This is a genomic window from Paraburkholderia lycopersici (assembly GCF_900096975.1).
GTDB classification, from domain to species: domain Bacteria; phylum Pseudomonadota; class Gammaproteobacteria; order Burkholderiales; family Burkholderiaceae; genus Paraburkholderia; species Paraburkholderia lycopersici.
In genome coordinates, this window is sequence record NZ_FMYQ01000023.1 from 1 (window position 1) to 16,355 (window position 16,355).

General features: G+C 66.5%; 16 protein-coding genes. 12 read left to right on the forward strand and 4 right to left on the reverse strand.

The genetic code is table 11. The features are described from left to right. Nucleotides 1-214: 214 nt before the first annotated feature. Nucleotides 215-679 (reverse strand): VOC family protein, encoded by a 465-nt coding sequence (locus BLU17_RS22240; RefSeq protein WP_092001371.1) that lies wholly within the window; start codon nucleotides 677-679, stop codon nucleotides 215-217. Nucleotides 680-907: 228 nt separating this feature from the next. Here BLU17_RS22240 and BLU17_RS22245 point away from each other — a divergent pair, with 228 nt between their 5' ends. The 4 genes from BLU17_RS22245 to BLU17_RS22260 all read left to right on the forward strand — a co-directional run bounded on the left by BLU17_RS22245 (nucleotide 908) and on the right by BLU17_RS22260 (nucleotide 4,572). Beyond that, the gene (locus BLU17_RS22245; protein ID WP_092001375.1) at nucleotides 908-1,756 is read left to right on the forward strand and encodes an alpha/beta fold hydrolase; all 849 of its coding nucleotides are present in this window, start codon (nucleotides 908-910) and stop codon (nucleotides 1,754-1,756) included. A 213-nt stretch (nucleotides 1,757-1,969) separates the two neighbouring features. Further along, on the forward strand, nucleotides 1,970-2,464 hold the full coding sequence (locus BLU17_RS22250; protein ID WP_092001647.1) for a hypothetical protein: 495 nt from the start codon (nucleotides 1,970-1,972) through the stop codon (nucleotides 2,462-2,464). A 72-nt stretch (nucleotides 2,465-2,536) separates the two neighbouring features. Beyond that, entirely contained in the window at nucleotides 2,537-3,853 is a 1,317-nt protein-coding gene (locus BLU17_RS22255; protein ID WP_092001378.1) for a sensor histidine kinase, read from the forward strand. Nucleotides 3,854-3,915: 62 nt separating this feature from the next. Further along, nucleotides 3,916-4,572 (forward strand): response regulator transcription factor, encoded by a 657-nt coding sequence (locus tag BLU17_RS22260; protein WP_092001381.1) that lies wholly within the window; start codon nucleotides 3,916-3,918, stop codon nucleotides 4,570-4,572. Between the two features lie 97 nt (nucleotides 4,573-4,669). On the opposite strand, the gene BLU17_RS22265 is transcribed toward BLU17_RS22260, so the two are convergent. The 3 genes from BLU17_RS22265 to BLU17_RS22275 form a co-directional block, all read right to left on the reverse strand. Then, complete coding sequence (locus BLU17_RS22265; protein ID WP_092001384.1) at nucleotides 4,670-5,077, reverse strand: tellurite resistance TerB family protein; 408 nt, start codon at nucleotides 5,075-5,077, stop codon at nucleotides 4,670-4,672. A gap of 52 nt (nucleotides 5,078-5,129) precedes the next feature. Beyond that, nucleotides 5,130-5,411: a TFIIB-type zinc ribbon-containing protein gene (locus BLU17_RS22270; RefSeq protein ID WP_092001650.1), complete on the reverse strand. Its 282-nt coding sequence runs from the start codon at nucleotides 5,409-5,411 to the stop codon at nucleotides 5,130-5,132. Nucleotides 5,412-5,567: 156 nt separating this feature from the next. Continuing rightward, entirely contained in the window at nucleotides 5,568-6,443 is an 876-nt protein-coding gene (locus BLU17_RS22275; RefSeq protein WP_092001653.1) for a MipA/OmpV family protein, read from the reverse strand. Between the two features lie 890 nt (nucleotides 6,444-7,333). Between BLU17_RS22275 and leuC the strand changes: the two genes are divergently transcribed. The 8 genes from leuC (at nucleotide 7,334) to BLU17_RS22315 (ending at nucleotide 16,294) form a co-directional block, all read left to right on the forward strand. Further along, a complete protein-coding gene (gene leuC, locus BLU17_RS22280; protein WP_092001386.1) occupies nucleotides 7,334-8,743 on the forward strand; it encodes a 3-isopropylmalate dehydratase large subunit in 1,410 nt (469 codons plus the stop codon). 4 nt (nucleotides 8,744-8,747) lie between these two features. Further along, nucleotides 8,748-8,888: an entericidin A/B family lipoprotein gene (locus tag BLU17_RS22285; RefSeq protein WP_092001388.1), complete on the forward strand. Its 141-nt coding sequence runs from the start codon at nucleotides 8,748-8,750 to the stop codon at nucleotides 8,886-8,888. Nucleotides 8,889-9,004: 116 nt separating this feature from the next. Further along, nucleotides 9,005-9,655 carry a 3-isopropylmalate dehydratase small subunit gene (gene leuD, locus BLU17_RS22290; RefSeq protein ID WP_092001390.1) on the forward strand — a complete coding sequence of 217 codons (651 nt, stop codon included), beginning with the start codon at nucleotides 9,005-9,007 and terminating at the stop codon, nucleotides 9,653-9,655. A gap of 35 nt (nucleotides 9,656-9,690) precedes the next feature. Next, complete coding sequence (gene leuB, locus BLU17_RS22295; protein WP_092001393.1) at nucleotides 9,691-10,758, forward strand: 3-isopropylmalate dehydrogenase; 1,068 nt, start codon at nucleotides 9,691-9,693, stop codon at nucleotides 10,756-10,758. Between the two features lie 334 nt (nucleotides 10,759-11,092). After that, nucleotides 11,093-12,214 (forward strand): aspartate-semialdehyde dehydrogenase, encoded by a 1,122-nt coding sequence (gene asd / locus BLU17_RS22300; protein WP_092001394.1) that lies wholly within the window; start codon nucleotides 11,093-11,095, stop codon nucleotides 12,212-12,214. Between the two features lie 237 nt (nucleotides 12,215-12,451). After that, on the forward strand, nucleotides 12,452-14,728 hold the full coding sequence (locus tag BLU17_RS22305; RefSeq protein ID WP_143189316.1) for a FimV/HubP family polar landmark protein: 2,277 nt from the start codon (nucleotides 12,452-12,454) through the stop codon (nucleotides 14,726-14,728). Nucleotides 14,729-14,747: 19 nt separating this feature from the next. Then, nucleotides 14,748-15,563, forward strand: a complete 816-nt coding sequence (gene truA / locus BLU17_RS22310; RefSeq protein ID WP_092001400.1) for a tRNA pseudouridine(38-40) synthase TruA — start codon at nucleotides 14,748-14,750, stop codon at nucleotides 15,561-15,563. A gap of 50 nt (nucleotides 15,564-15,613) precedes the next feature. Next, nucleotides 15,614-16,294: a phosphoribosylanthranilate isomerase gene (locus BLU17_RS22315; RefSeq protein ID WP_092001403.1), complete on the forward strand. Its 681-nt coding sequence runs from the start codon at nucleotides 15,614-15,616 to the stop codon at nucleotides 16,292-16,294. The last annotated feature ends 61 nt before the right edge of the window (nucleotides 16,295-16,355 follow it).

Sequence of the window (16,355 nt, forward strand, 5' to 3'; positions counted from 1 at the left end):
AACGAAATGATCGCCGACCCCGAACAGAAGATCGGCCGTCCGCGTCAGCTGTTCATCGGCGAAACGCCGCGCGAAGCCAAGCCGATCGCGCAACGCTAAGCGGTTCGGCATGCAGCGCGCGTTTCGGTGCGCTGCGTGCGAAGCGATGTGACAAACGCCCCGACGGGTTGCCCGTCGGGGCGTTTTCTTTTGTGCGCGAGGCTTGTCGCCGCGCTCAAATCCAACCGTCTATTTTCAAACCGCTCTCCTTTTCAGCCTCTTCACGCGTGACCTCGCGTATGGTCTCGCCGAAGCTCCATACGTGGCCTTCGGGGTCGCAAGCCGCATAGATCCGGTCGCCGTAGAACTGGTCGGCGGGTTCGCGCACGATCGTCGCGCCTGCCTTGCGTGCGCGTTCGCAGTGCGCGTCGAGGCCGCTCTTCAACTGCACGTGAACCGACTGCGTGTTCTTGCCCTCGAGCGCGGCGGGGCTCGTATAGGGCATGCCGGGCCAGCCGCCGCAAATCATCACGTAGCCGTCGCCGAAGCGCATTTCCGAGTGCGCGAGCTTGCCGTCCGGCGTGGTCACGACGAACTGGCGCCCGAAGCCGAACGCTTTTTCGAGCCATTCCAGTGCAGCCCACGGGTCGCGGTAGTAGATGGCGGAGCCGAAGGCGGGGCGCGGCGAGGTGTTGCTCATCGTTGTCTCCTGTCGAAGCGTTGGTGCGGGTCCCCAACGACATTGATCGTTGCCTGGAAGCAGACAGTACGTGTGAAGAATCTAGCACCGGCTTGGTGCGGTTGCGCGGAGCACGTGCATGTTTGCTCGTCGCGCACTCCAGCCATTACCTCTGACGTAATCGCCAGCGCGCACGCCATCGCCGACCATGTCGGCCATCGGCCTACTCAACCGCAAGGAGCGACGACCATGGCACGCGACCCCTGCAATGCCCGCCAACCCGGCTACATCCGCATCGACGACGATACGGCGCTGCACTATCGCGACTGGGGCGATGGCGTGCCGCTCGCTTTTCTCTCGGGCTGGACGCTCAACGCCGACATGTGGAACTACCAGTGCGCGCCGCTCGCCGCGGCGGGCTATCGCTGCGTGGCCTTCGACCGCCGCGGGCATGGGCGCTCGAGCGATCCGGGCCACGGCTACGACTACGACACGCTCGCCGACGACCTCGAAGCGGTGCTCGACGCACGGGGCCTCGCCCGCGTGACGCTGGTTGGCCATTCGTTTGCGAGCGGCGAAATCGTGCGCTATCTGAGCCGGCACGGCGCACGCCGCGTGGCGGGCATCGTGCTGCTTTCGCCGGCTTCGACGCCTTGCTTGCTCAAGACTGCCGATAATCCAGGCGGCCTCGATGCGAGCCTCTTCGAAGCTTCGTTTGACGAAATGCTCGCCTCGTTTCCCGACTGGATCGAGCGGCGCGCGCAAGCGTACTTCAGCCCCGGTACCTCGCGCGCGACGATTCAGTGGACGGCCGACATGATGCTGGGCACATCGTTCCATGCCGCAGTCCAACTGTCCCGCGCGCAGATGGTCACCGACTTCCGCCGCGAGCTTGCCGCTATCGACGTGCCCGCGCTCGTGCTGCACGGCGACTGCGACGCTTCGGCTCCGCTGGAGATCACGGGGCGTCCCACGGCGGCCGCGCTCGCGCGCGCGACGCTAAACGTGTACGAAGGCGGCACGCACGGCATGTACTTCAACCACGCGGCACGCGTGAACGAGGACATCCGCGCGTTCGTCGCGCGATGGCAGGCATGATCCACGCCTGGGCGGCGGAAACAGGCGGTAAACAGGGCGCGGCCGCGCGGGGTTCGCGCCGGGGAATAGCGCGTCCATACGCTTCGTTTTGCAGATGACACGTACCGCGCCGCCCGATCCGCGCGGCGCGTGCGAGGCGTACCGATGGAGTCTTCACGGCGCCGTCGCGCAGTCCGCGCGCCGCGCGGCCGGCCCATCGCGAGGGGCGACATGATGCGCAAACTTTTCGCCTTCGATCTGCTGGCCTGTTTGCTGGGCGCCTGCTCGGCGCCGGTCGTATCGCAGCAGGCAGCGGACGCGTATTCCCCGCCGCCGCCCACATGCCGCGCCGTCACGGGCACTGCCGAAATCGACGGCGCGCCGCAGCAGATCGGCGGCCTCGCGTGTCTGCAGCCCGACGGCACCTGGCAGATCGTCCAGGGCGACAGCGACGCGCTGGTCTATCCAGTCGCCTGGCCCGATGCGGCGGCTTACTACGCCGGACCATGGTACGGCTGGTGGCCGCCGGTATTCGTGGGCGGCTCGTTCGTGTTCGTCGACCGCTTTCACCATTTTCATCACATGAATCACGTTTCATCGGGCGGACCTCATATGCATCCGGTATCTGGCATGCATGGCGGCTTTCACGGCGGGCACGGCGGCGTCTGGGGCGGCATGGGGCACGCGGGCGGCGGCATGGGCGGCATGGGTGGCGGCGCCCATCGCTGACGCGCGCCGCGCAGCCGAATGCGAACCCCGAATCCTTTATGATGGAGCGCGCCTCCCAGCCCGAGACGCTTCATGTTCTTCGCCGCGCATTCCCTGCATCGCCGCCTGAGCCTTGCGATCGGCACGCTCGCGATATTTGTCGGCGTGCTCGGATCGCTCGGCACCTTCCTTGTTGTGCGCAGCCTCGCCGCCGAGTTCAACGCGAGCCTGCGCGACGCCGCCGCGCACGTGCAGACCGGCGTGCCTCACCGTGCATCCGGGGCGCGCGGCGCACGTCTGCCCTCCGATGACTTCGTGGTGCAGATCTGGTCCGCCGGCGACGGCGCCGCGCCCAGCCGCACAAGCAACGCGACGCTGGCGCTGCCGCGCGCGCAAAGCGGCTTCTCGTCGATCGCATACGATGGCGAGGCATGGGACGTGTTCGCGCTCGCGGCCGGCGACGAATACATTCAGGTAGCCGAATCGCGCAGCATGCGCAACCGCAACGCCATGCGCGTGGCGTTCTGGAGCCTCATGCCCGTGCTCGCGCTGCTGCCGCTGCTCGCGCTCACGATTGCCGTGACGGTGCGCGTTTCGCTGCGGCCGCTCGAACGCATCGGGCGGCGCGCGGCGAAAGTCGATCTGCACGATCTGAAGCCGCTCGAAGTCGCGCAGGCGCCTGTCGAACTGCGGCCTTTCGTCGAGTCGATCAACCGCATGATCGAGCGCCTTTCGGTGCTCGTGAACGCCGAGCGAAAGTTCATCGCCGACGCCGCGCACGAATTGCGCTCGCCGATCTCCGCCATGCAGTTGCAGGTCGACAACCTGCGCAATGCGCCGCCCGAGCAATATCCGGAACGCTTCGAGGAACTGCGGCGCGGCATCGTGCGCACCGGCTCGCTCGTCTCTCAACTGCTCGGTCTCGCGCGCGCCGAAATCGGTAGCGTCCAGCGCGTGCTGAGCGATGTGCCGCTGCCGCAACTCGTCACCGACGTGCTGGCCGACCTGCTGCCGCTTGCCGACGCGCGCGGCGTCGATCTGGGCGTGGAGCGCCTCGACGACGTGACGGTGCGCGCGACGGAAGGCGACGTGCGCATTCTCGTGCGCAATCTCGTCGACAACGCGATCCGCTATGGCCACGAAGGCGCGCGCGTGGACGTGGCGGCGCGGCGCGAAGGCAAGGATGCCGTGATCGAGGTGACCGACAACGGGCCGGGCATCGCCGAGGCCGATTTGCCGCGCGTGTTCGACCGTTTCTTTCGCGCGGCCGCCCACGATACGCAGGGCAGCGGACTGGGGCTCGCGATCGCGCAGGCGCTGGCGCAGAGTTATCGCGGGCGCGTGACGCTCGCCAACCGCCGCGATGGGCAAACGGGCATCGTCGCGCGCATAGAATTGCCGCGCGCGTGAGCGGCGCGCCGATGCCGTGAGGCAAACTCCGGAAAGAGCAAGCGAAAGAAAGGACGGACACGATGCGGATTCTGCTGATCGAAGACGATCTGCTGATCGGGCCCGCGCTGCTGCGCGCGTTGAAGGACGCGTCGTACAGCGTCGACTGGGTGCGTACGGGCGAGAGCGGGCGTGACGCGATCCGCAACGGCTCGTACACGGCAATCCTGCTCGATCTGGGCCTTGCCGACATGAGCGGGCTCGACGTGCTGCGCGGCCTGCGCGCGGCGCAGGAGGCCACGCCCGTGCTCATCATCACGGCGCGCGACGACGTGGACACGCGCGTGGAAGGCCTCGATCTCGGCGCCGACGATTATCTCGTGAAGCCCTTCGATAGCAAGGAGCTGCTCGCGCGCATACGCGCGGTCGTGCGGCGCAGGTCGGGCTTCGCTTCGCCGACGATGGGCAGCGGCCGCGTCGCGCTCGACATGAACGCGCGCCGCCTCACGTTCGACGAACGGTCCGACGATCTCTCCGCGCGCGAGTACGCGCTCATGCTCGCGCTGCTCGAGCGGCCGGGCGCGATCCTTTCGCGTCAGCAACTCGAGGAGCGGCTCTATGGGTGGGGCGAGGAAGTGGAAAGCAACGCGGTGGACGCCGTGATCTACAGCGTGCGCCGCAAGTTCGGCCACGCTGTGATCCGCAACGTGCGCGGGCTTGGTTGGGCCGTGTGCGCGTGAGCGCATCGGCCAGCCGCAAACAAAGGCAAAGGCGCGGCGAACGCGCGGTTTGCCGCGTGGCGCGATGTGCGGGGGAAGGCGCGCATCGCGTGCGAAGTCAGGCCGGCAGGCGCGGTCCGGGCTCGTTCTGCCACGCGCGGCCAAGCGAGGCGAGCAGCGCGACTTCGCTTTCGGCGACGTGCCGGTCGGCGTACACCGCCACGTGGCACAGGTTGAGCACTTCGGCGCGCAGCTCGGGGTCTTCGAGTTCGCGCATGACCTGCTGCATCACGTCGGAGTCGAGCTTGCACGCGTCGTTCCAGTTCAGGTGCGAGCTGGTCAGCAGGTCTTCGCACAGACCCTGCAGGATGGCGCCGAATTCGCCGGGTGCAAGGCCGAGCCGGTCGGCAATGCGCGCGCGATGCACGGCGGCAAGTTCGTCGCTGCTCAGGTGGCCGTCCGCGAGCAGGGCGATGGCGACGATTCGGCCCGCGGCCTGGGGGCTGTTGCAGGTATAGGTGCGCATGGTCAGGAATCCTCAAACGTGATGGCGATGGAACGGTGGGCGTACGCGCGGATTAGTCGAAGAGATCGCCGAGCCACGACTTGCGGCGGCGCTCATCGCCGCCGTGGCGATCATGGGCGCGGCGCGGGGCATGGGCGCCGTGCCGTGCGTCGTGACGGCGGGCTGCCTGCGCCTCGCTATCGTCGAGGTCGCGCGCGTTGCGGCTGCGTTCGATCAGCGTGTCGAGCTCGCCGCGATCGAGCCAGACGCCGCGACACTGCGGGCAGTAGTCGACTTCGACGCCCCGGCGCTCGGAGAGCGAGAGGGTGACGTCGGAACAGTTCGGGCATTTCATGATGCGCTCCGTGATGGGTGGCAAGTCATCGGCAGCCGCGCCGCCTTGCGTGGAGGGCGGTGCGGTCTCGATGGAAGCCATCCTGGCAGAGCAAAATGAGCGAAGAATGAGAAGTGCCCGAATGCGCTCAGGAGGTGCCCGGCGTGTCCTGACGAGCTAGAACTGATAGTTGATCGAAACGTCGCACACGCCGCCCGTCTTCGTCTGGACGATCGGGCTGTGCGCGGCGCTGCCCAGCAGTCGCTTGATGGCGCCGTCGGCGCTCACGAACCAGTGCTTGTTGACGAAGTAGACCATCGTGATGCCGAAGCCCGCCGACTTGAGGCCCGCGCTCGCATCGTACGGCCGGTAGCCCGAAGCGGCCGACTGCTGCGGCGTCACGCCGAACCAGCTCTGCATGTAGTTCGAGTCGGCGAACGTGACCGAGGGGCCGGCGAACCAGTAGAACGACTCGTTGCTGCCCGGCATCGGCATATAGGCGCCGAGATCGGCGGTCCAGCCATTCGAGCCGCCGAAGCTGCGCGTGAAGGCCGCGCGGAACACGAGCGGGAAGTCCTTCGAGATCACGTACTCGCCGGCAATCTTCATTTCGGGCGCCGGATTGATGTTGCCCAGGCCATTCAGTCTCGTCGGATCATCGTGGCCGCGGCGACCGAGGTCGTAAGCCGCGGCAATGCTCATGCGCCAGTTCTGTCCCTGCAGGACGTTCACGCCGAAGCCTTCGCCCGTCGAGCCGAACAGGATGTCCTTGTAGCGGATGTCGATGCTTGGCCCGACCAGCATGCGATAACGGTCCGAGCCGTCGTAGCGCGGCTCGAAGGTCGCGCCGACGCCGAGCCGCGCCTCGAGGTCGGGCCGGTTCGGCTGAAAGAGCTTTTCGAGCGGGATGCCCGCGGAGTATTGCCACTCGCCGAGCGGCGAAGGTGTCTGCGCCTGCGCGCGGGGAGCGAGCGCGGCGAGGGCGCACGCTGCAATGGCGAGCGACGCGTGCCGTGTGGTGACGAGCGAGGCCTGCGGGTGGCGCGATGCCATTGCGATCGTTCCGCTTGTTTTCTTGTGCACAGTGCGCATGGCGAGTGGCATGAAGCCTCCGTGTTTGCCTGATCGGCCGCGGTGTTCTCCGTTTTGTTCGATGGAACCACAAAGCGGAAGACCGTGCAGCCAGGTCGGTTCCGCAAACTTCGTACCCGAACGGGCTGCCCGTGGTGCCGAGGGCCGGTTCGCGGCAGTCGCTGCCCGCGCGCACCGTTCCGGCTGCGACGTTGCGCCGCCGAGCCGTCGCCGGTGCGCGCGGTCTTGCCTGAAGGCTTGCTGCGCCGGCGGATCGGGCGTCAGGAGGGGAATTTGCCTGGATACTCAGTAGGGCTATCTGATTCCGGTGGTGGCACCCGGCCCGTTTCGTGCAGGCGTCCGAGCGGCAAATTTCCCCCGCGGCCCGGGTTTGTTCCACGCGCGGAGGTGACGGCGCGGAAAGCCGCGTTTGCCCGGACTAAACCATCGCGCCAATTTGCCGTTAGACAGGTATGGACATCGGCGAAGCGGCTCTCCCCTGTGTCGCCGGAACCGAAGTCCATGTTTTACCGTCCTCACAGCGGTAACCAACTCGCGCCGGCCGCGGTCGGGCCGGCGCATCTTTCCTGTCCGCGCGCTTTGCGCTGAACGCCCTCCTCGTAGACTTTTTTGGCCAACCGGGCTTGTCCGCCGACCTTCGGGGCACGGCGCGGCGACGGGCTGCGTCATGCGAATCCGCTGTGTCGCAGCGTCCGTCTCCGGCCGGGTAATGCTGATACAGGTATCGCGACTACCACCCAACTCACTGTTTTTTATCGCTTTTTTCGCGGGCCGCCCTGCATCGGACGGGCTTCGCGTGGCATAATCGACTCACACTGTATTGCCCGCAGACAAACATTCCCCCGCATATCATGGCAAAGACGCTCTACGACAAATTGTGGGACTCGCATGTGGTCCACACGGAAGACGACGGCACGACGCTCCTTTATATCGATCGTCATCTGCTGCACGAAGTCACCAGTCCGCAGGCTTTCGAAGGGCTGAAAATGCACGAGCGCCCGGTGTGGCGCATCAGCGCGAACCTGGCCGTTTCGGACCACAACGTGCCCACCACCGACCGCAGCCACGGTATCGCCGATCCGGTCTCGAAGCTGCAGGTCGACACGCTCGACTCGAACTGCGATTCCTATGGCATCACGCAGTTCAAGATGACCGACCAGCGCCAGGGCATCGTGCACATCGTCGGTCCGGAACAGGGCGCGACGCTGCCGGGCATGACCATCGTCTGCGGCGACTCGCACACGTCCACGCATGGCGCGTTCGGTGCGCTCGCGCACGGCATCGGCACCTCGGAAGTCGAGCACGTGCTGGCCACGCAAACGCTCCTGCAAAAGAAGAGCAAGAACATGCTCGTGAAGGTTGAAGGCACGCTGCCGCGCGGCTGCACCGCCAAAGACATCGTGCTCGCCATCATCGGCAAGATCGGCACGGCGGGCGGCACGGGCTACGCCGTGGAGTTCGGCGGCTCGATGATCCGCGGCCTCACGATGGAAGGCCGCATGACCGTCTGCAACATGGCGATCGAAGCCGGCGCGCGCGCGGGCATGGTCGCCGTGGACGACACCACGATCGAATACCTCAAGGGCCGTCCGTTCTCGCCGCAAGGCGCGGAATGGAACCAGGCCGTCGAATACTGGAAAACCTTCCGCACCGACGAAGGCGCGCACTTCGACCGCGTGGTCGAACTCGGCGCCGCCGACATCGTGCCGCAGGTCACGTGGGGCACGTCGCCGGAAATGGTCACGGCCGTGGGCAGCCGCGTGCCCGACCCCGAACGCGAAAAGGACCCGGTCAAGCGCGACGCGATGGAACGCGCGCTCCAATACATGGCGCTCGAACCGAACACGCCGATCGAGTCGATCAAGCCGGACAAGATCTTCATCGGTTCGTGCACGAACGCGCGCATCGAAGACCTGCGCTCGGCCGCCTGGGTCGTCAAGAAGCTCGGCCGCCGCGTGGCGCCGAACATTCGCCTCGCGATGGTGGTGCCGGGTTCGGGCCTCGTGAAGGCACAGGCAGAGCGCGAAGGTCTCGACAAGGTGTTTGTCGACGCGGGCTTCGAATGGCGCGAGCCGGGCTGCTCGATGTGCCTCGCGATGAACGCCGACCGCCTCGAACCGGGCGAGCGTTGCGCATCGACCTCGAACCGCAACTTCGAGGGCCGCCAGGGCGCGGGCGGGCGCACGCACCTCGTGAGCCCGGCCATGGCTGCCGCCGCGGCGATCGAAGGCCATTTCGTCGACATTCGCAAGCTGGGGTGAGGACATGACGGTCAATGCGGTTACGCGCCGCGTGGCGCTCTTCGTCATGGCGGGCTGGCTCCTCGCGCTCGCGGGCTGCAATACCGTGGCCGGCGTGGGCGAGGACATTAGCGACTCCGCGCGCGCCGTTCAGCGCAAGCTCTGACGCATGTCTTAACGCCTCACACGGTCAACGCAGCTTGCATGCGGCCGGGGCGAGTCGAACGTAGCGAACGTATCGAAACGCTCCGGCCCGATCAGCATCCATCAGGATCACGGATCATGGAAAAATTCATCGTACACACCGGCGTCGTGGCGCCGCTCGATCGCGAGAACGTGGACACCGACGCGATCATTCCGAAGCAGTTTCTCAAGTCGATCAAGCGCACCGGCTTCGGGCCGAACGCCTTCGACGAATGGCGCTACCTCGATCACGGCGAGCCGGGTCAGGACAACTCGAAGCGTCCGCTCAATCCGGACTTCGTGCTGAACCAGCCGCGCTATCAGGGCGCTTCGGTGCTGCTCGCGCGCAAGAACTTCGGCTGCGGCAGCTCGCGCGAGCACGCACCGTGGGCGCTGCAGCAGTACGGTTTCCGCGCGATCATCGCGCCGAGCTTCGCGGACATCTTCTATAACAACTGCTTCAAGAACGGCCTGCTGCCGATCGTGCTTGCCGAATCGGACGTGGATCACCTGTTCAACGAAACGTATGCGTTCAACGGTTTCCAGCTCACGATCGATCTGGACAAGCAGGTCGTGCGCACGACCGACGGCTCGAAGGAGTATCCGTTCGAAGTCGCCGCGTTCCGCCGCTACTGCCTCTTGAACGGCTTCGACGACATCGGCCTCACGCTGCGTCACGCCGACAAGATCCGCCAGTACGAAGCCGAGCGCATCGCGCGCCAGCCGTGGCTGAACAACCGCGTGCTCTGATACGCACACTGAACAACTGAGCGAGGAATCACAGGATGAAGATTGCAGTGTTGCCGGGAGACGGCATCGGTCCCGAGATCGTCAAGGAAGCCGTGAAGGTGCTCAACGCACTCGGCGAGAAGTTCGAACTGGAAGAAGCGCCCGTGGGCGGCGCGGGCTACGAGGCGAGCGGCCATCCGCTGCCGGAAGCCACGCTCGCGCTGGCGAAGTCGGCTGACGCGATCCTGTTCGGCGCCGTGGGCGACTGGAAGTACGACAAGCTCGAGCGCGCGCTGCGTCCCGAGCAGGCCATTCTCGGCCTGCGCAAGCATCTGGAACTGTTCGCGAACTTTCGCCCGGCGATCTGCTATCCGCAGCTCACGGGCGCATCCTCGCTGAAGCCGGAAATCGTTTCGGGCCTCGACATCCTGATCGTGCGCGAATTGAACGGCGACATCTACTTCGGCCAGCCGCGCGGCACGCGCGAAGCGCCGGACGGCAATTTCAAGGGCGCGCGCGAAGGTTTCGACACGATGCGCTACGCCGAGCCCGAAGTGCGCCGCATCGCCCACGTCGCGTTCCAGGCGGCGCAAAAGCGGCAGAAGAAGCTCACTTCGGTCGACAAGGCCAATGTGCTCGAAACGTCGCAGTTCTGGAAGGACATCATGATCGACGTTGCGAAGGAATATCCGGACGTCGAGCTTTCGCACATGTACGTCGACAATGCCGCCATGCAGCTCGTGAAGGCGCCCAAGGCGTTCGACGTGGTCGTGACCGGCAACATGTTCGGCGACATTCTCTCGGACGAAGCCGCGATGCTCACGGGTTCGATCGGCATGCTGCCGTCGGCCTCGCTCGACAAGAACAACAAGGGTCTTTACGAGCCGTCGCACGGTTCCGCGCCGGACATCGCGGGCAAGGGCATCGCCAACCCGCTCGCCACGATTCTTTCGGCTGCCATGATGCTGCGCTACTCGCTCGGCCGCGTGGAGCAGGCGGACCGCATCGAAAACGCGGTGAAGAAGGTGCTCGAGCAAGGCTACCGCACGGCCGACATCGTCACGCCGGACTGCAGGCAGGTCGGCACGGCGGCAATGGGCGACGCGGTGGTCGCGGCGCTGTAACAAGGTCGGGAAAAAGGGCATGGCGCCGTTGGGCGCGCCCTTTTTATGTCGCGCGGCCAACGCGTGCCGTAATAGCGGAAAGTTGGGTTTTTCCCCGCGCAAAATGACGGTTTCGTGTATATTCTCCTGATGGCGAAGATCTCCCCGATCACGGTTCTTTCGAACATCCACGGCATGAAAGCCCGTGCGATTTCGCTCGCCATCACCTCGATTACGACGAAAACGATTACGAAAACGATCACCATTCGTTGATCGCTCGTCGTGCCCGCTCATCTTCCCCGCGCGGCCACGCCGGGCGAGCGAAGCGGGGAAGTGTCCATCTCAAAGGTTAGTCATGAACGTAGGTCTCGTAGGTTGGCGCGGCATGGTCGGCAGCGTGCTGATGCAGCGCATGCAGGAAGAACGTGATTTCGACCTGATCGAACCGGTGTTTTTCAGCACCAGCAACGCAGGCGGCGCGGCTCCGTCGTTCGCCAGAAACGAGACGAAGCTCAAGGACGCGAACAGCGTCGACGAGCTCAAGAAGTGCGACATCATCATCACCTGCCAGGGCGGCGACTACACCAACGAGGTGTATCCGAAGCTGCGCGCGGCGGGCTGGAAGGGCTACTGGATCGACGCGGCCTCGTCGCTGCGCATGAAGGACGACGCCGTCATCGTTCTCGATCCGGTCAACCTCGACGTCGTCAAGGACGCGCTCATCAAGGGTCAGAAGGACTTCATCGGCGGCAACTGCACGGTCAGCCTCATGCTCATGGCGCTGGGCGGCCTGTTCCGCGAGAACCTCGTCGACTGGATGACGGCCATGACCTATCAGGCCGCTTCGGGCGCCGGCGCGCAGAACATGCGCGAACTGCTTTCGCAAATGGGCGCGCTCCACGCGTCGGTGAAGGACGATCTGGCGAATCCGTCGTCGGCGATCCTCGACATCGACCGCAAGGTGCTCGCCACGATGAACAGCGACGCCATGCCCACCGACCACTTCGGCGTGCCGCTCGCGGGCTCGCTGATCCCGTGGATCGACAAGGATCTCGGCAACGGCATGTCGAGGGAAGAGTGGAAGGGCGGCGCAGAAACCAACAAGATTCTCGGCAAGCCGGCCATGGGCGAGCCGGGCTCGATTCCCGTAGACGGCCTGTGCGTGCGGATCGGCGCGATGCGCTGTCACTCGCAGGCGCTCACGATCAAGCTGAAGAAGGACGTGCCGCTCGACGAGATCGACGGCATCCTCGCTTCGGCCAACGACTGGGTCAAGGTCGTGCCAAACCAGCGCGAAGCGTCGATGCGCGATCTGTCGCCGGCGGTGGTCACGGGCACGCTGTCGGTGCCGGTCGGTCGTCTGCGCAAGCTGGCGATGGGCGGCGAATATCTGTCCGCGTTCACGGTGGGCGATCAACTGCTGTGGGGCGCGGCCGAGCCGCTGCGCCGCATGTTGCGCATTCTGCTCGACAAGTGAATGAATTAAACTACGCGGCTAATGACGCGTAGACAGGGTGAAAAGCGCCGCGCCAGTCGCGGCGCTTTTTTTATTGCAGCCGATGCAATCGACCCGAAGCACATTCCTATTTTGATCGACTGCCGCAAGAGCGGTATGCCAGGGCATCTGATGATCGTTCGATTTGATTCTGTTTCCGCCGCGCCGCGCGCGAAGCGCGTCCAGGGGCGGCGCGCCATCCGCGCCACGGCGGCTGCGGTGAGTTTGCTGCTCTGCGGCGTTGCCGCGGCACAGGGCGGCGCGAGTGGGGCGTCAGGCGCCGCTGCGCCTGGCGCCGTTGCCGCTGGCTCAGCGAGCAACGCCGGGCGATACACCGTTCATCCCGGCCAGTCGTTGCACGACGTGGCCGTCGATCTCACGCAGTCGCATGACAAGGCGACGCTCGCGCGAATGAGCCAGGCGCTGTTCGACGCGAATCCGAATGCGTTCATCAAGCACGACGCCAGCCGCATGCGAGCGGGGGCAGTGCTGAGCGTGCCTGCCACGCCGGACGTTTCCAGCGCGGCCGCAGGCATGACTGCGGTTTCGAGTGCGAATGCGAGTACCGCTGCGGCGGGCGCTTCGGCCGCGACGACGGCACCTGCTGCCAGCGCGCCTCGTGCGCCAGCTCCCGCTCCCGCTGTCCCTCCATCTGCGTCTGCTGCGTCCGCTGCCTCCGTCGGCGCGCCTGCCGGCGCTTCGAGCGCGACGGCGCAGGCGGTATCGGCGGCTTCTTCGGCTGCCTCAGCCGCGGCGACCGGTGCGAACGCGGCCAGCGCAGCTTCGGCTAACGCGACTTCTGCGCCTGCCGTCGCCGCAAGCGGTTCCGAAGCGGTCGCGCAAGCCGTTTCTGGCGCGTCGGCGGCTTCATCGGCCAGCGACTCGCATGTATGGAGCGGAGCGATTCAGTCGGCGCCGTCCGCGAGCGGCGTGGCGTTCGCCTCTGGCGCATCCGGTGCGGCGAAGGCGGCAACGCCCGTCACCGTCTCCAGCCTGCAACAGCTCCTGGCATTGAAGAATCGCGTATTGATGGCCTTGCAGCAGCACGGCATCGCGAAGCAGACCCAGGTGGCTGGCGGCTCGAAAGGCACGTCGGCTGGCGCATCTGCCGCGCAAGGCCGCATGCCCGCGCAGGCCGGCGGCGCGACGAATACCGGCGCGGCGGGCGGGCAGCTCGAACTCACGCCGGTCGCACTCGGCGTCCTCGCGGCGATCGTCGTCGTGGTGCTCGCGCTGTTTGTGCGCCTGCTCACGCGCAAGCGCGGGAAAGCCGCCGAACAGGCGCACGAGGCCCCGGCAACGCCTGAGCCGACGCCCGCCGCGGCCGGGCAACCGCCGGTCTCTCACGAATCTCACGAATCTCACGAGCCGGCAGCGCCTGCGGAGGCGCAACCTCGCGTGAACGAAGCGGCTCCCGCAGCGCCTGCCGAGTCCGGGTCGAATGAAGTAACGGTCACGCCGGTTCCCACGCCGGAGATTTCGTCGGAGCCGCTGGAACGCGACGCAACGCTTGGTCACGCCGAGACCGCGAGCGTCGAGGCTACCGCCGGGCTTGGAGCGGACGCCTTGCCGCCCCTGCTCACCGAGCCGCTGCAACCGGCCGCGCCGCAAGAGCCGCCCGCCGCGGAACACGCTGCGTCGCTGGAAGGGCGTCCGCACGATGTCGAACCGGAGGCGCCGCAGACGCTTGCCGACGCGACCGAAGCCGCAAGTCTCGCCGAAGCCGCGGAGCTGGGCGCCGAGGCGCTGCCGCCCGAAAGCCTCGCTGCGCCGCGCGCAGCCGAAGACGCCGAGGCATCGGCGCACACGCTCGAAGAGCTGCCGCGCGCCCACGAGCCCGCCACGCCCGACGTGGAGCCGGACTCCGGGAACGCCGCCACGCAGGTGTCGCAGGCCGAGCCGCCCATCGCTCATCCGCCGCATGAAGCCGCGGCATCCGGGCAGCCGCTCGAAACGTCGCCTGTCGAGCCCGAAGTTCCGGCAGTCCCCGCAGAAGACATGAAGTACGCCGAAGTACCGATCGAATTCCCGCATGATGCAGTCGAAGCGCTGAGCGGCATTGGCTTGCCGTTGCCGCCGCGAATCGGGGAGCCGGTCATGCCGGCCGAGCCGCTCTCGACGGGGCCGGTCGCCACGCCCGAGGCTTCGGCACACCTTTCGACGCCGCTCGAAGAGCCGCCCGCGCCCATGGCCGGCGAGGCAATCGAAGCGGGCATGGCGGGCGCGCTCGCGGGTCTCGGCGCACCGCGCTTCGGCACGCTCACGCTCGACTTCGATCTGAACCTGCCACCCGACTCGGCCGAGCCGCTGCCGGTCTTCACGCCCGAGCAGCTCTCGCGCATTGCGCGCAACAAGCTCGACCTCGCGCACGAGTACATCGCGCTCGGGGACGTGGCCGGCGCCCGCTCGCTCATCAACGAGGTGATCGAGTCGAACGACCATGCCACGCGCAGCGACGCCCAGGCGCTGCTGTCGACGCTCGCGCCGCTTTCCTGACGCCGTTGCCGCAAACCGTATGCGTATCGCGCTAGGAATCCAGTACGACGGAGCCGCGTTCTGCGGCTGGCAGTCACAGCCGCATGGCAAGACCGTGCAGGACGCGCTCGAGCGCGCGCTGCGCGAGTTCGCCACCGTGCCGCTGCCCACGATCGTCGCAGGCCGCACCGACACGGGCGTGCACGGCCTGGGCCAGGTGATTCACTTCGACACCGACCTCGACCGCACGGCGTTCTCATGGGTGCGCGGCACCAACGCGTTCCTGCCGTCCACGGTCGCCGTGCAGTGGGCCAAGCCCATGCCCGAGGCGTTTCACGCACGCTTTGCGGCGTTCGAGCGCACGTACTACTACGTGCTCTATGTGAACGCCGTGCGCTCGCCGATGCTGGCCGGCCGCGCGGGCTGGATCCACACGCCGCTCGACGTCGACGCCATGCGCGAAGCGGCGGCGCATCTCATCGGCGAGCATGACTTCTCGGCTTTTCGCTCGTCCGAGTGCCAGGCGAAAACACCGGTAAAGCACCTGTACCAGATCGACATCCGGCCGCAGGGCGACTTCATCCACTTCCGCTTTCGCGCCAACGCGTTCCTGCACCACATGGTACGCAACCTGATGGGCTGCCTCGTGGCTGTGGGGCGCGGGCGCTATCCGGCCGCGTGGATGGCCGGGGTGCTGGCGGGCCGCGACCGCACCCAGGCTGCGCCGACATTCATGCCGGATGGCCTATACCTCGCCCAGGTAGGCTATCCTGACGAGTTCGCGGTACCCGCGCCGCACACGGCCAGCGTGCCGTGGAGCGCGATCTGGAGCGACGCGCCCGAGGGCAAGGCCTGAGGCGCGGCGTGCCTGCTTGAATCATCGAGACCCACCCCGCATATCGAACCATGACGCCAGCCGAGCCACCCGCCACCGCGCACCGCACACGCATCAAGCTGTGCGGGCTTTCGACGCCCGAAGCGGTCGCGCACGCCATCGACCTCGGCGCCGACGCCATCGGCCTCGTGTTTTATCCGCCCAGCCCGCGCTCGGTGAGCGTGGCGCAGGCGGTCGAACTCACGCACGACATTCCGCCGTTCGTTTCGGTTGTGGGCCTTTTCGTGAATGCCACGCCGCAGTGGATGGGCGAAGTGGCGAGCAACGTTTCGCTGAACCTGCTCCAGTTCCATGGCGACGAAACGCCCGAGCAGTGCGAGTCGCTCGCCTCTGTTGCCGGTTTGCCCTGGTTGCGGGCATTGCGGGTAGCGGCCGATACTCGGGAGGCCGATTTGATAGAATCGGCTAATCGTTATTCATCAGCCAGCGGCCTCCTGTTCGACACCCATGTCGAAGGTTACGGCGGCGGCGGAAAGGTCTTCGATTGGTCACTTATTCCCGCAGGGCTCGCGCGTCGGGCCGTTTTGAGTGGTGGCTTGAACGCGCAAAACGTCGGTGATGCGATTCGCCAGGTGCGTCCGTTTGCCGTCGATGTCTCCAGTGGCATCGAGGTTCCGGGCGCGAAGGGCGTGAAAGATCACGCCCGCATGGCGGCGTTCGTGCGCGCAGTGCGCGAAGCGGACGCGGGATGAATTCTTTGGCCGGTATGGCTCACGCAACGTGGGCTTGCGCAAATCCGGCCGAGCGAGTGAC

What these genes read in the sequence shown, in the direction of transcription:
- leuC (WP_092001386.1), top strand. Translation starts at nt 7,334, where the DNA reads ATGGCAAAGACGCTCTACGACAAATTGTGGGACTCGCATGTGGTCCAC.
- BLU17_RS22240 (WP_092001371.1), bottom strand. Translation starts at nt 679, where the DNA reads ATGAGCAACACCTCGCCGCGCCCCGCCTTCGGCTCCGCCATCTACTAC.
- BLU17_RS22255 (WP_092001378.1), top strand. Translation starts at nt 2,537, where the DNA reads ATGTTCTTCGCCGCGCATTCCCTGCATCGCCGCCTGAGCCTTGCGATC.
- BLU17_RS22285 (WP_092001388.1), top strand. Translation starts at nt 8,748, where the DNA reads ATGACGGTCAATGCGGTTACGCGCCGCGTGGCGCTCTTCGTCATGGCG.
- BLU17_RS22270 (WP_092001650.1), bottom strand. Translation starts at nt 5,411, where the DNA reads ATGAAATGCCCGAACTGTTCCGACGTCACCCTCTCGCTCTCCGAGCGC.
- BLU17_RS22275 (WP_092001653.1), bottom strand. Translation starts at nt 6,443, where the DNA reads ATGGCATCGCGCCACCCGCAGGCCTCGCTCGTCACCACACGGCACGCG.
- leuB (WP_092001393.1), top strand. Translation starts at nt 9,691, where the DNA reads ATGAAGATTGCAGTGTTGCCGGGAGACGGCATCGGTCCCGAGATCGTC.
- BLU17_RS22315 (WP_092001403.1), top strand. Translation starts at nt 15,614, where the DNA reads ATGACGCCAGCCGAGCCACCCGCCACCGCGCACCGCACACGCATCAAG.
- BLU17_RS22250 (WP_092001647.1), top strand. Translation starts at nt 1,970, where the DNA reads ATGCGCAAACTTTTCGCCTTCGATCTGCTGGCCTGTTTGCTGGGCGCC.
- BLU17_RS22265 (WP_092001384.1), bottom strand. Translation starts at nt 5,077, where the DNA reads ATGCGCACCTATACCTGCAACAGCCCCCAGGCCGCGGGCCGAATCGTC.
- BLU17_RS22260 (WP_092001381.1), top strand. Translation starts at nt 3,916, where the DNA reads ATGCGGATTCTGCTGATCGAAGACGATCTGCTGATCGGGCCCGCGCTG.
- BLU17_RS22245 (WP_092001375.1), top strand. Translation starts at nt 908, where the DNA reads ATGGCACGCGACCCCTGCAATGCCCGCCAACCCGGCTACATCCGCATC.
- leuD (WP_092001390.1), top strand. Translation starts at nt 9,005, where the DNA reads ATGGAAAAATTCATCGTACACACCGGCGTCGTGGCGCCGCTCGATCGC.
- asd (WP_092001394.1), top strand. Translation starts at nt 11,093, where the DNA reads ATGAACGTAGGTCTCGTAGGTTGGCGCGGCATGGTCGGCAGCGTGCTG.
- truA (WP_092001400.1), top strand. Translation starts at nt 14,748, where the DNA reads ATGCGTATCGCGCTAGGAATCCAGTACGACGGAGCCGCGTTCTGCGGC.